The following is a 12917-nucleotide window of genomic DNA, read 5'->3' on the forward strand; positions in this document are numbered from 1 at the left end:
AGAGCCTTTTATCTAATGAATTTTGTGCTTTATACGTAAAATCAGGCTGATTATTCATGTTGTCATTAAGTTGAAATATTGATAAAAATTATTTGAAAATTCTTTTCAAAAATAGGCTAGCATAAGTAGATTTTTCCTGTTACACTACATTAGTTGTAAAAGTTAGAAAGTAGGTGATTGGATATGCTTCAAGCGTTAATTATTTTCGTTGCTCAACTTTTATACGTACCAGTGTTAACGTTACGAACGATTATGATGGTCAAAGGGATGAAAGAAAAAGCATCGGCAATGGGGATATTAGAAGGTGTCATTTATGTTGTGGCGCTTGGAATTGTGTTTAGTGATTTATCTAACTATTTGAATATGGCTTCCTATGCGCTTGGTTTCGGTATAGGTATATATATAGGACAGATTATTGAGCAAAAGCTTGCGATAGGTTATGTGACTATTGAAGTGAATACTATGGAGAGAAATGATCGACTGACAGAACGTCTTCGTGAGGTTGGTTTTAGTGTATCGACAGCTGAGGTAGAAGGAATGCATCAGGCGCGTCGTTATCGCTTAGATTGTACAGCTAGACGAGATCGCGAGAAGGAATTCATCGACATTGTTAGTTCATATGAGCCAAGTGCGTTCATTGTTTCATATGAGCCTCGTAATTTTAAAGGTGGATATATTACGAAAGCAATGAAGAAAAGAAAAGAGAAATTTTTACGAAGCAAAGCAAAAGCATCTTCAAAAGTATCTTAATCGATCCATCCATTTTTATCACGGGGCTGTCCCAAAAAGCCCCTTGTTTCTTTCCTCCTTTTCTTAATCTGATAGCACCTCTGTGTCATTCATCTCTTCACCTTGGAATTTTCGAACACCCAAATAAAAAAACATTGAGAAACCCTCAAATACTCATAAATGTTTTACATTATCCTGTTGGAAATGTAAAATTCTTTACCATTATTCAAGCGAACATTTAAAAGCGCTAAATTTAGTATTCACGAAATATCAATGTTCACTTCACATTCTCATCTTTGAAAGCTAATGAAGGATATAAATTAATTGGGGATAAAGTATCAAAAGCTATTTCCCATATTCTTTCTAAGTAGCGGTTTTTTTTTAGTATTTTCATACCGATTTTTGGATTTATACTATTTTTCACATGAGATTTTTTTGAATTCTTTTATAGTTTTGATATCGTATGAATGGAAGTAAAAAACATCAAAAAGGAGAAATGCCTAATATGAATAAGAAAATAACCTCTTTTTTCTTCATTGCATTTTTTGCACTAGCTGCGTGCTCGCAACAGACGGAAAACACCACTGTATCTACTGAATCTGATAATGAATCGCAAAAAGAACAAGAGGCTCATAGTGAAAAGCTTGCTCATTGGTCTTATGAAGGGGAATCAGGACCAGAACATTGGGGGGAACTGGATCCCACTTACTCGACCTGTGTCGATGGAAGTGAACAATCACCAATTAATATAGAATTCTCTCAAGTGGACACAAGTGAAAGTATAGAAAATATTGAAATTAAGTATGAGCCTGCTTCTTTTTCCCTTGTTAATAATGGTCATACTGTTCAGGCGAACGCCACTGAGCTAAACAATGGTATTATTGTAGAAGGCCAAGAATATCAACTGGTACAATTTCATTTCCATACGCCAAGTGAACATCAATTTAATGGGCAACATTATGATATGGAATTGCATCTGGTCCACCAAGATATAAATGGTAAACTGGCCGTACTTGGTGTGATGATTCAAGAAGGAAAAGAAAATGAAAACCTTGCATCCGTATGGGATGACTTGCCAAAAGAAGAAACAGAAAATGAGATTCCCATAAATGAGCCTATCAACCTACAAAATCTCCTACCTGAAGACCAATCATCCTTCCATTACACTGGTTCGTTAACGACTCCTCCGTGTACGGAAGAAGTGAAATGGATCGTTTTTAAGCAGCCAATTGAGATGTCGAAGGAACAAATCCAAGCATTCCAAGAAATTTTCGAGGAGAACCATCGACCAGTTCAGCCTTTAATCGAACGAGATATTACCGAGAATTAAATAAAAGATAAAAGTGCTAGTTGAAGTTTTGATGAGGTCACATTTCTTTAAATCCACTAAAAGGGGCTGTCCCATAAGGTCATAAAATGACCTTATGGGCAGCCCTCTTTTTTGTCATTTCAAATAAAAAAAGGGCACAAAAAAATCGCTCTATCGTTTAAAATGAAGTCACCACAACAAAACATTTCAACAAGGAGCGATTTTTTATGTGCAACCAATTGGCTATTTTTTAAGATTATAACATGAACTAACTGATTCTTCCTATGGATTTCTCAGATTTAATTCCAGAAAATCATGTTGAACTTGGACTTGTAGCATGAACCCATAATATGAGGAAGCGAGTGGCGGCTGATCGCCACTCGCAAGAGAATGAAAAAATGCATAACAAAAATCACGGAGACCAACGTAAACAGGTCTCCGTGATTTTTAGTTTTTAGGGGCTTTTGGGACAGCCCCGTTTTTTAGTTGATGAATACCGAGAATGATATCATGTTTAGTAAAGATAATGAGAGGGAACAATCCATGTAGATTAAAAAAGGAGCGGATAATTAAATGAACGTTTTAGTTGTCGGTGCAAATGGTAAAGTAGCAAGACATACAATAAAAAAAATAGCGGATGCAGGACATCATCCAGTTGCAATGATTAGAAAAGAAGAACAGGCGGAGGATTTGTTGAAGTTAGGTGCAGCAGACACAGTTGTAGCTGATTTAGAAGCCGATTTTGAGCATGCTTTTAAAGGGATTGACGCCGTTATCTTTGCTGCTGGTTCAGGAGGGCATACTGGTGCGGATAAAACGATTCTCATCGATTTATGGGGAGCGATCAAAACGATTGATGCTGCAGAGAGAAATGGTGTAAAGCGATTTGTTATGCTTAGTTCAATGGGTACTGCAGACCCCGATAAGAGCGAAAACATTCGTCACTACTTAGTAGCAAAAAAGGTAGCTGACGATCATCTTAAACAATCTACTCTTACCTATACAATCGTTCGTCCAGGGAGCTTAACAGATGAGGCTGGGAAAGGGAAGATTAAGCTTGAAGAAGAAATTCAAGTTCGTGATAACACCATCACAAGAGAAGATGTAGCCACGGTCCTTACTGAAGTGATTGAGCGCGAAAATACGTACGGAAAAACGTTTGAAATTCTAAATGGCGATACAGATATTTCAGAAGCTCTACAGGCTGTTTAATGAGAAGAAGCTATGCGAACCTTTTTTCGCATAGCTTTTTTAACACGTTAGGAAAGGATACATTTTGTAACATAGAGGTTATCAACGTTGTTAACATTTTAAGCCTTACTTATAACGGCAACTTTAGCTTTTGTATTAGGTCTTGGCGATAAACGACGTTTTGTTTAACATTGCCTATTAATAAGTCATAAGATAAAGCATAGTCTTATTGAGTAGAAGAGTATGAAGCTTTTACAATTCTACGATCAGACTATTATTTAAAAAGAAGAAAACAAAAATCGCAGCAGCAAAGCAATAAACGGCAAAATAGATTAGTTTGCTACGTTTTAAGAACTCAATTAACCAGATGATTCCAAGCCAAGAAAAAACGAATGTTGCTATAAATGCTACAATTAGAGAAGCTATTCCGACCTCGGCTACAAGAGAACCGCTTGTGAAATCACCAATCGCAAGAACGGTTGAGCCGAGAATGACAGGAATAGATAATAAAAAGGAGAAGCGAACAGCAGTTTCTTTATTTAAACCTGCAAATAAGCCAGCAATTAGAGTTGATCCAGAACGAGAAATCCCAGGAAAAACGGCTATTGTTTGCACAAGGCCAATGATAATAGCATCTAGAAACGTCATATCTTTATCAGTACGAGTTCCTTGTCGAACGAATCGTTCAATTATTATAAGAAACAAACCAGTCACAGCAAGAGCCAATGCAATAAACGGTGGTGTTTTTAAACCTTCTCCCATGAAACCTTCAAGAATAATGCCTAGCACACCAGTGATCAATGTCGCAATAATAATATAAAGACCGAAGTAAAATGATGTTCGATTCTCACTCGATCGATGGAGTATGTAGTTAATAAATCCTCTGATTACTTCTATTAAATCGTTTCTAAAATATAAAATAATGGCTAGTATAGAAGCCAAATGAAGAAATATTTCGAAGCCAAAACCAGGAAAGGTATATCCGAGTAGAATTTGTGTGATGACAATATGTGCTGTACTAGAAATCGGTAAAAATTCGGTAATTCCTTGAACAAATCCAAAGATTAGTGCTTCAATGATAGACATGTTAAAACCATCCTTTATTAATTAATCGAAATCATTACTATTTACATTATGGAAAATAGGCATCCTCTAATTCTAGCAAACTTTTCTTTTTACGGAAAGGTTTGATGATGAAGAGCGGGTTTTCAATAATTTGTCACGCGGTTGGTTGCGATTAACTTATGTTTGTTTCTATAATGAAGGTAGAGATGAGAGAACGAGGGGGAAGAGGATGAAACGTAAAGTAACAGGCGTGGTGTTCGTTGCTGCAGCACTTATCATCATTGCTGTTTTCTTTTTTCAAGATAGACAAGAGATCGGCAATAGGCCAGGCATGACTGCTGAGAATTTTGCATTACCGATGTATCAACAAGAAGCAAGTGAACTCCATGATTATGTTGGTGATGTGGTCATTTTAAATATGTGGGCTTCTTGGTGCGAGCCATGCCGTAAAGAAATGCCAGACCTAATGAGGCTGCAAGCTGATTACGAAGACGAAGGACTAACGATTTTAACTGTGAATATGCAAACGTTTGAACGGACATTAAATGATGCCCCTCATTTTATCGAAGAGCTTAACATTACTTTACCAGTTTTCTTTGATGAGGAAGGGGTTGTGGCAGATCGTTATCAAATTATTGGACTGCCAACGACATATATCATTGACCGTGACGGAACAATTAAGCAAAATATTCCAGGCGAAGTGAATTACGAAGGTCTTGAAGCACTCATTAAGCCCTTACTTTAAAAGACGAGGTTGATTCCTCGTCTTTTTCTTTAAATAGAGAGATGTTAAATGTGTATGTTTTGGATATGCTAACAATAATGCCACTTAGTAAGGCGTGAGAGCATATGTATACGGAATTAGAAACAAGGGTATTAGATATTCGCTTTGAAGATGAAGAGATTCAGCATTTGACCACAGATAAAGGAGCCGGGCGTGCTCTTTTATATAAAAGAATGACGCAAGCTGTCAAAGTAGGAGATCGGATTGTTGTCAATACGACAGCAACAGAGCTAAGGCTCGGTACAGGAGGCTGGGACATTGTTCGACAAGTTCTTAGCAGGAAGGAAGAACAATGGAGTACTAGTGATCCTCAAGGTCATATCATGAAGGCGCGTTATACGCCAGTCCAACATAGTGTACTTACCGTCGAATCTCAGGAAAGTGAGTTTCATGGTGTTTTTACGAAACCATTTTCACTTGCTGGGAGCCCTGTATGGCTTGCCGAATTACATAGTATGGTTCCGCTTCTTTATTATTTGACTCAGCAGTTAAATAAGGAGTATCGTTGCTGTGTTATTTTTGATGATCAAGCAGCTCTTCCATTAATGCTGAGTGAACAATTACGTGTCTTACACCAAGAAAGAGATTTTACTTCGATTACTGTTGGACAAGCATTTGGAGGGGACTATGAGGCGATTACTATTGCTTCTGCCTTGCAATGTGCGAAAATGATTGTCAAAGCAGATGTGATTATCATTTCAGTTGGCCCTGGAGTTGTTGGTACAGGAACCAGCTATGGTTTTTCTGGGATGATCCTTTCACATTGGTCTCATAGCGTGAGTGCACTTGATGGAGTACCGATTTGGATTCCACGGATGTCTTTTGCTGATAAGAGAAAACGTCATTATGGCATCAGTCATCACACAGTAACCCCACTAAGTCAATTTACGTTCGAAAAAGCTGTCCTTCCGCTTCCTTATATGGCAAAGTCGCAGCGAGAAACCGTCCTGAGTCAACTCAACAAGGCTTCATACCGAGTACAGCATGATATTCGCTTCGCCAAACAAGATGATGTGAGCCATCACCTCAAAAATGCCTTGAAACAAGCAACGATGTCTATTCAAACAATGGGACGTAAATATGAGGATGACCCGATTTTCTTTTTAGCAGTTGCAGAAGCATTGCGAGTCGGCCTCGAATTAGCGGAATGAATGGTATCCACCCATTGTTGAACGGTTTGAAATGACTTTTTTGCTTCTTGTAGCTTGGCTTTTATTTCCCAAGCCTTTCCTGTCATAAGCACGCCATTTTGCTGAATGTAAATCTTCATTTGGGCTCGTCCTTTCGATTGTGAAGTATGATACACTTTTATGAAGGACAAAAGCGAATTAGAACTGGGGGAAAGTGAAATGGATCATTTATATGAAAAAACAACGAAAACAACAGACATTTTTAAAGGGAAGGTGATCGACCTAAAAGTAGAGGAAGTTGAATTACCAAATGGAAAAACAAGTAAACGAGAAATCGTCAAGCATCCTGGTGCCGTTGCGATTTTGCCAATCACAAAGGAAGGAAAGCTTGTCCTTGTTCGTCAATATCGCAAGGCATTAGATAAAGTCATTGTTGAAATTCCAGCAGGTAAGCTAGAAAAAGGGGAAGAACCACTTGCTTCGGCGAAGAGAGAGTTAGAGGAAGAGACGGGTTACAAGGCAGATTATCTTGATTTTATTGTCTCCTTTTATACATCCCCAGGATTTGCGGATGAAATCATTCACTTATACATAACAGACAAGCTAAAAAAAGGGCAGGTAGCTCCAGATGAAGATGAATTTCTTGATATCATCGAAGTAAGTCTTGAAGAAGCGGAAGAAATGGTGAAAAATCAGACCATTCATGATGCAAAGACCGTTTTTGCGGTTCAATATATGAAATTAAGAGAGTTAGGAAAGAAGTAATGATGCTACAACAATATGTGGTAGACCTACATATTCATATTGGAAGAACAAGATCAGGAGCAGCGGTGAAAATATCTGCTGCTCCTTCCTTAACTTTAGCAAATATTATCCGCGGGGCAGCAAGTACTAAGGGGATTGATATTATTGGTGTGATTGATTGTCACGTACCAGAGGTACTTGATGAAATAGAAGAGTCTATCCATAATGGAGAAGCTTATTTACTAGAAGAAGGAGGGATTCAGTACACGGGAGTCACTCTATTTCTTGGAACCGAAATTGAACTTCTTGATGATCAAGGTCAAGGGCCAATCCATGTGCTTGTTTTTCTTCCTACAATTGAAAAAATGAGGATATTTAGTGATTGGTTAGCTATGCGGATGAAGAATCGAACATTAAGCTCGCAACGGATCTATGAACGAACGAAGGGCGTTCAAATGAAAGTAAGAGAATTGGATGGATTGTTTATTCCAGCTCATGTGTTCACTCCGTTTAAAAGTCTTTACGGAAAGGGAGTGAAGTTCAGTTTAACAGAGATTCTAGATCCAGACTTAATCGATGCGATCGAGCTTGGATTAAGTAGTGATACAAGCATGGCCGATCAAATAGAGGAATTACACCGTTATCCTTATGTCAGTAATTCAGATGCACACTCTCTTGAAAAAATGGCGAGAGAATATCAAATGATCCGTATGAAATGTCCGACATTTTCTGAATTCCGACTTGCTTTGAAACAAGAGGATGGAAGAGCAATCATCGCTAATTTCGGCTTGAATCCGTTACTCGGAAAGTATCATCAAACGAATTGTGCTGTCTGTGGTGGAGAAGTAGACGAGCAAAAATGTCAGGATTGTGGGTCAACAAAACTCGTTAAAGGAGTGGCTGATCGATTACAAGAGCTAGCGACAACGAGCGAAAAAGTAGTAGAACGTCCACCGTACATTCATCAAATTCCACTTGAATTTATCCCTAAACTAGGTAAAAAAACACTTCAAAAGCTACGTGCTCTTTTTGGTACCGATATGAACATTATTCATCATGTGTCAGAAGAAGATTTGAGGTCAGTTGTTCAACCTAGTATTGTACGTGCGATCCTTGCTGCTAGGGAGGGGAAACTTCTTATAAAAGCAGGAGGAGGAGGGACGTACGGGAAAGTCGCAGATAAAGATAAAAAGGAGTAGAGAGGAACATCTAGTCATAGATTCTAGCCTTGTCTCATAGAGTCAACTAAGAGCAAAAGAGGAGGGCTAGGCATGAGAACGTTCCGTCTAAAAGAGATCATATCTACTCATCTGGAAGAAAACCGCACCATTTATGTCTTTACGACCGTGCTTTTTTTAATTGGTATTATTTTTGGGGCGATTATTGTCAATAGCTTGAGCCTAACGCAAAAGCATGATTTATATATGTATTTAAGTCAATTTTTTGGACAAGTATCAGAAGGAGAGCTAGCTGAATCCTCGGCGATATTTGCTCAAAGCTTTACTCACTATGCGAAATATTTTGGACTCATGTGGATTTTAGGATTATCGATCATTGGCTTACCTGTTATATTGATTCTTCTTTTCTTAAAAGGTGTGGTCGTTGGATTCACGGTTGGATTTCTTGTCAATCAAATGGGGATGCCTGGTTTCTTCTTATCCTTTGTTTCGATTATGCCACAAAATTTTATTCTCGTTCCTGCTTTTATTATTGTCGGTACAGCAAGTATTTCGTTTTGTCTGAAGATGGTTCGGCAACAATTTATGAAACGAACGAACATCCCGATTTTCCCCCAATTTCTTAAGTACTCGATCTTGATTTTTGGTGTAGGAGGAGCGTTAGCGTTTGCTTCGATTTTTGAAGCGTACGTCTCTCCTGTATTAATGAGGTTTGTCATCACATCTTCAATGTAGGAATTATTAAATAATAATCATTATTGTATTTTAAACAATAATCATTATCAATTGACACTATTTTTTTGAATGATTATAATAAGAGGAGGTAAATTGGCTTGAGGGGAGGCATGAACGATGGAGAAACGACTCGAACGAATTAAAAAACATCTGCATTCACAGAGCTATAAGCTAACGCCTCAACGTGAATCAACTGTGCGTGTTTTGCTTGAGCATGAAGAGGATCACTTGAGTGCAGAAGATGTTTACCTCCTCGTGAAAGAAAAATCACCAGAAATTGGCTTGGCGACTGTATATCGCACACTTGAGCTACTCGCGGAATTAAAAATTGTTGATAAAATTAATTTTGGAGACGGTGTATCTCGTTTTGATTTACGGCAAGAGGGAGCTGCGCATTTTCATCATCATCTTGTTTGCATCGAATGTGGTGCAGTTGATGAAATTCAGGAGGACCTGCTTGGTGACGTAGAAGAAATTGTTGAACGAGATTGGAATTTTAAGATTAAAGATCACCGCTTAACGTTTCATGGTATTTGTCATCGCTGCCATGATAAAGTGAGTGAAGCAGAAGATGAAAAAGAAAATGAAAAAGATTGATTTAATAAGTCTGACGTTTACTAGGTTTCCTAGAGGTCAGGCTTTTCTTTTTTAAAAGAAAGATTTTGCTATAGGTTGTCCACTGATGAATGTTCTTTCAAGTTTGGTTATCTTTTGAGGTATATTCTGAAGCGTTTTTGGCATAGCTTGTAAAAAGCAATGTAGACGTACGGAGGGATGTCCCAATGAGGTCATGGTTTCAGGCAGTTTTGCAAACATTGAAGGTGTTTCTCTTATTTATGGGATGCACACTCCTCTTTTATTATGGTATTCTATGGGTGAGTCAAGAATATGAAAGCTATCATCGTTATGATGAACCACAAGGAAAAGCAATAAAAGTCTTTCAAATGGAAGATGGCCTTCCCTCGTCCTCTTGGGTTGACCGACTAATGTTGTTCTATCAAGAAGGCGAGTAGCTCAAGTTATAGGAGCGATGTCAGGTGGAGCATGAAATAACTGAATTTCTGCATTATATTCGTGTGGAGAGGGGACTCTCTACAAATACAATCCAATCATATCAACGTGATTTAAAACAGTACGAGCAGTATATGAAAAATGTAGAAGGAATCAAGTCGATTGGTGAGATTGATCGGCCAACGATTCTTCATTTCTTATATCATTTGAAAGAACAGGGGCGAGCAGAAACAACAGTTGCTAGAATGATAGCATCCATTCGTGCCTTTCATCAATTTGCTCTTCGAGAGAAGCTAGCAGAACTTGATCCTTCTGTACACCTTGATATACCAAAAGCAGCTAAACGTTTGCCGAAAGTTCTTTCGTTAGAGGAAGTGGAAGCGCTTCTTACGGCCCCTACTGGTAATGACGTATTTGCTATTCGTAATCGAGCCTTGCTAGAGACTCTTTATGCGACAGGAATGCGCGTATCTGAGCTCCTACATTTAACGGTAACCGATACCCATTTAACGATGGGATTTGTCCGCTGTGTTGGAAAAGGCAATAAAGAGCGGATTATTCCGCTTGGAAGTGCTGCATCAAAGGCAATTGAGTACTATCTAGAGCATAGCAGGCTGACACTTATGAAAAAGCATCGCCATGATTTCCTTTTTGTGAATCATCTCGGCAAACCTCTATCAAGGCAAGGCTTTTGGAAGGTGTTAAAGCAACTAGCAAGTAAAGCACGAATTGAGAAGGAATTAACCCCGCATACATTACGCCATTCATTTGCGACGCACTTGCTTGAAAACGGGGCGGATCTTCGTGCCGTGCAAGAGATGCTTGGTCATGCGGACATTTCTACAACGCAAATCTATACCCATGTGACAAAAGCAAGAATGAAGGATGTCTATGCTCAGTATCACCCGAGAGCATAGACTTTTATCACAATAGAGGTCAGACTTCTGACAACTATTTTTGTATAAGAAAGTGGGTATAGTATATAAGAATAAAAGGAGGAATTTTCTAGTGGGTACATATCAATATGAGCGTATCTTTTTGATCGTGATGGATTCCGTTGGGATTGGGGAAGCTCCTGATGCAGCGGATTTTGGAGATACAGGCTCTCATACATTAGCACATATTGCAGAAAAAATGAATGGGCTCAACATGCCGAATATGGCTAAACTAGGTCTTAGTCATATTAGACAAATAAAAGGTGTCGAAAAGGTAGAGACTCCTCTTAGTCATTATGGTCTTATGCAAGAGGCATCGTCTGGGAAAGATACCATGACTGGACATTGGGAAATCATGGGCCTTAACATTAAAGAACCATTTCAAGTGTTTCCAGAAGGGTTTCCGAAAGAATTGGTCGATGAATTGGAAAAACAATCAGGACGTAAAATCATCGGTAATAAGGTTGCATCAGGGACAGACATTTTAGATGAGCTAGGCGACGAGCATGTTGAGACTGGGGCATTAATTGTTTATACTTCTGCTGACTCTGTCTTACAAATTGCAGCACATGAAGAGGTCGTTCCACTTAAAGAGTTATATGCTATTTGTGAAACGGCAAGAAAGTTAACACTTGATCCAAAGTATATGGTTGGCCGAATCATTGCCCGTCCGTTTGTTGGTGAAAATGGAAACTGGGAGCGAACGCCTAATCGCCATGACTATGCGTTAAAGCCATTTGACCGTACCGTGATGAATGAGTTAGCTGATCAAGGTCTTGTTTCGATTGCACTTGGTAAAATTTCTGATATTTATGACGGTGAAGGCATTACCGAGTCAATTCGGACAGTATCGAACGAAGATGGGATGAATAAATTAATTGAAACGATACATAAGCCATTTACGGGTCTTAGCTTTGTGAACTTAGTTGATTTTGATGCAAAGTATGGTCATCGTCGTGATCCAATTGGATACGGAGAGGCGTTGGAGCAATTTGATCGTCAGCTAGAGCAGGTAATAGAAGACTTAGGCGCGAACGATTTACTTATCATTACGGCTGACCATGGAAATGATCCAACACATCCAGGTACGGATCATACTCGTGAGCTAGTCCCATTACTTGTTTATAACAAAGCCCAAACAAAAGCAAAGAATTTAGGGACGAGACAAACCTTTGCTGATGTCGGGGCAACGATTGCAGAGAATTTTGGCGTGAAGATGCCGAAGTATGGTACAAGTTTTTTAAGTGATATTCGTTAAAGGATGAAGGAGGAATCAATGTGATTAAAAAACAAGCATTACAACAAGCAACTGCATATTTGCGTGATAAAATGGGTGAGGAACCAACGATTGGCTTGATTTTAGGCTCGGGTCTTGGTGTTCTAGGAGATGAAATTGAACAGCCAACGAAAGTGCCTTATAACGAGATTCCACATTTTCCCGTTTCGACTGTTGCTGGACATGCAGGACAGTTAGTATTTGGAACACTTGAAGGAAAACGAGTTGTTGCGATGCAGGGGCGCTTTCATTTCTATGAAGGCTATAGCATGGATACGGTGACATTTCCTGTTCGTGTCATGAAAGAGCTTGGTGTGAAGCAAATCATTGTGACAAATGCAGCTGGTGGCGTGAATGAATCATACGAGCCAGGGAACTTAATGATTATAGGGGATCACATTAATAATATGGGTCAAAATCCTTTAATCGGGCCAAACGATGAAGAATTCGGTGTTCGTTTCCCTGATATGTCCAATGCTTATTCTTCAGAGTTAAGAGACCTAGCAAAGGATCAAGCAGCGAGCTTAAGCATTCAAGTGCAAGAAGGTGTCTACGTTGGTAATACGGGTCCTTGTTATGAGACGCCAGCTGAGATCCGTATGATTCGTAAGTTAGGTGGAGACGCTGTAGGAATGTCGACGGTACCTGAAGTGATTGTCGCACGTCACGCTGGATTAGATGTCCTCGGGATTTCTTGTATTTCGAATATGGCGGCAGGAATTTTACCACAGCCATTGAATCATGAGGAAGTTATTGAGACGACTGAACGTGTAAAAGCTGACTTTTTATCACTTGTTAAAGCAATCGTTAAAGAAATGTAATTTTATCTA

General features: G+C 38.9%; 15 protein-coding genes. 13 read left to right on the top strand and 2 right to left on the bottom strand.

Features of this window, described 5'->3' with window-relative positions:
- The first annotated feature begins 183 nt into the window (after positions 1-183).
- The 3 genes from IQ10_RS06360 to IQ10_RS06370 all read left to right on the top strand — a co-directional run bounded on the left by IQ10_RS06360 (position 184) and on the right by IQ10_RS06370 (position 3250).
- Positions 184-750, top strand: a complete 567-nt coding sequence (locus IQ10_RS06360; RefSeq protein ID WP_144449640.1) for a DUF2179 domain-containing protein — start codon at positions 184-186, stop codon at positions 748-750.
- A gap of 484 nt (positions 751-1234) precedes the next feature.
- Entirely contained in the window at positions 1235-2059 is an 825-nt protein-coding gene (locus tag IQ10_RS06365) for a carbonic anhydrase (protein WP_144449641.1), read from the top strand.
- Between the two features lie 552 nt (positions 2060-2611).
- Complete coding sequence (locus tag IQ10_RS06370; RefSeq protein ID WP_144449642.1) at positions 2612-3250, top strand: SDR family oxidoreductase; 639 nt, start codon at positions 2612-2614, stop codon at positions 3248-3250.
- Positions 3251-3481: 231 nt separating this feature from the next.
- Here IQ10_RS06370 and uppP read toward each other — a convergent pair whose 3' ends face one another.
- Positions 3482-4315 (bottom strand): undecaprenyl-diphosphatase UppP, encoded by an 834-nt coding sequence (uppP, locus tag IQ10_RS06375; RefSeq protein WP_144449643.1) that lies wholly within the window; start codon positions 4313-4315, stop codon positions 3482-3484.
- 208 nt (positions 4316-4523) lie between these two features.
- Between uppP and IQ10_RS06380 the strand changes: the two genes are divergently transcribed.
- The gene (locus tag IQ10_RS06380) at positions 4524-5039 is read left to right on the top strand and encodes a TlpA family protein disulfide reductase (protein WP_144449644.1); all 516 of its coding nucleotides are present in this window, start codon (positions 4524-4526) and stop codon (positions 5037-5039) included.
- A 104-nt stretch (positions 5040-5143) separates the two neighbouring features.
- On the top strand, positions 5144-6229 hold the full coding sequence (locus IQ10_RS06385) for a DUF3866 family protein (protein ID WP_144449645.1): 1086 nt from the start codon (positions 5144-5146) through the stop codon (positions 6227-6229).
- On the opposite strand, the gene mciZ is transcribed toward IQ10_RS06385, so the two are convergent.
- On the bottom strand, positions 6139-6348 hold the full coding sequence (gene mciZ / locus IQ10_RS18545; protein ID WP_144449646.1) for a Z-ring formation inhibitor MciZ: 210 nt from the start codon (positions 6346-6348) through the stop codon (positions 6139-6141). The two genes, IQ10_RS06385 and mciZ, sit on opposite strands and share 91 nt — an antisense overlap.
- 79 nt (positions 6349-6427) lie before the next feature.
- Between mciZ and IQ10_RS06395 the strand changes: the two genes are divergently transcribed.
- From IQ10_RS06395 to IQ10_RS06430, 8 genes are all read left to right on the top strand, one after another.
- A complete protein-coding gene (locus IQ10_RS06395; protein ID WP_144449647.1) occupies positions 6428-6973 on the top strand; it encodes an NUDIX hydrolase in 546 nt (181 codons plus the stop codon).
- Positions 6974-6975: 2 nt separating this feature from the next.
- On the top strand, positions 6976-8151 hold the full coding sequence (locus IQ10_RS06400) for an endonuclease Q family protein (protein ID WP_144449871.1): 1176 nt from the start codon (positions 6976-6978) through the stop codon (positions 8149-8151).
- 72 nt (positions 8152-8223) lie between these two features.
- Positions 8224-8865: a stage II sporulation protein M gene (gene spoIIM, locus IQ10_RS06405; protein ID WP_144449648.1), complete on the top strand. Its 642-nt coding sequence runs from the start codon at positions 8224-8226 to the stop codon at positions 8863-8865.
- A 117-nt stretch (positions 8866-8982) separates the two neighbouring features.
- On the top strand, positions 8983-9462 hold the full coding sequence (fur, locus tag IQ10_RS06410; protein ID WP_144449649.1) for a ferric iron uptake transcriptional regulator: 480 nt from the start codon (positions 8983-8985) through the stop codon (positions 9460-9462).
- A gap of 185 nt (positions 9463-9647) precedes the next feature.
- Positions 9648-9878, top strand: coding sequence for a YqzK family protein (locus IQ10_RS06415; protein WP_144449650.1), 231 nt, complete (start codon positions 9648-9650; stop codon positions 9876-9878).
- A gap of 24 nt (positions 9879-9902) precedes the next feature.
- Positions 9903-10793, top strand: a complete 891-nt coding sequence (gene xerD / locus IQ10_RS06420) for a site-specific tyrosine recombinase XerD (protein ID WP_144449651.1) — start codon at positions 9903-9905, stop codon at positions 10791-10793.
- Between the two features lie 91 nt (positions 10794-10884).
- Positions 10885-12069: a phosphopentomutase gene (deoB, locus tag IQ10_RS06425; RefSeq protein WP_144449652.1), complete on the top strand. Its 1185-nt coding sequence runs from the start codon at positions 10885-10887 to the stop codon at positions 12067-12069.
- Between the two features lie 23 nt (positions 12070-12092).
- A complete protein-coding gene (locus IQ10_RS06430) occupies positions 12093-12908 on the top strand; it encodes a purine-nucleoside phosphorylase (RefSeq protein ID WP_144449872.1) in 816 nt (271 codons plus the stop codon).
- Positions 12909-12917 lie beyond the last annotated feature (9 nt).

The organism is Halalkalibacter nanhaiisediminis (genome assembly GCF_007830185.1).
GTDB lineage: Bacteria > Bacillota > Bacilli > Bacillales > Bacillaceae_D > Halalkalibacter > Halalkalibacter nanhaiisediminis.

What these genes read in the sequence shown, in the direction of transcription:
- IQ10_RS06360 (WP_144449640.1), top strand. Translation starts at nt 184, where the DNA reads ATGCTTCAAGCGTTAATTATTTTCGTTGCTCAACTTTTATACGTACCA.
- IQ10_RS06365 (WP_144449641.1), top strand. Translation starts at nt 1,235, where the DNA reads ATGAATAAGAAAATAACCTCTTTTTTCTTCATTGCATTTTTTGCACTA.
- IQ10_RS06370 (WP_144449642.1), top strand. Translation starts at nt 2,612, where the DNA reads ATGAACGTTTTAGTTGTCGGTGCAAATGGTAAAGTAGCAAGACATACA.
- uppP (WP_144449643.1), bottom strand. Translation starts at nt 4,315, where the DNA reads ATGTCTATCATTGAAGCACTAATCTTTGGATTTGTTCAAGGAATTACC.
- IQ10_RS06380 (WP_144449644.1), top strand. Translation starts at nt 4,524, where the DNA reads ATGAAACGTAAAGTAACAGGCGTGGTGTTCGTTGCTGCAGCACTTATC.
- IQ10_RS06385 (WP_144449645.1), top strand. Translation starts at nt 5,144, where the DNA reads ATGTATACGGAATTAGAAACAAGGGTATTAGATATTCGCTTTGAAGAT.
- mciZ (WP_144449646.1), bottom strand. Translation starts at nt 6,348, where the DNA reads ATGAAGATTTACATTCAGCAAAATGGCGTGCTTATGACAGGAAAGGCT.
- IQ10_RS06395 (WP_144449647.1), top strand. Translation starts at nt 6,428, where the DNA reads ATGGATCATTTATATGAAAAAACAACGAAAACAACAGACATTTTTAAA.
- IQ10_RS06400 (WP_144449871.1), top strand. Translation starts at nt 6,976, where the DNA reads ATGCTACAACAATATGTGGTAGACCTACATATTCATATTGGAAGAACA.
- spoIIM (WP_144449648.1), top strand. Translation starts at nt 8,224, where the DNA reads ATGAGAACGTTCCGTCTAAAAGAGATCATATCTACTCATCTGGAAGAA.
- fur (WP_144449649.1), top strand. Translation starts at nt 8,983, where the DNA reads ATGGAGAAACGACTCGAACGAATTAAAAAACATCTGCATTCACAGAGC.
- IQ10_RS06415 (WP_144449650.1), top strand. Translation starts at nt 9,648, where the DNA reads ATGAGGTCATGGTTTCAGGCAGTTTTGCAAACATTGAAGGTGTTTCTC.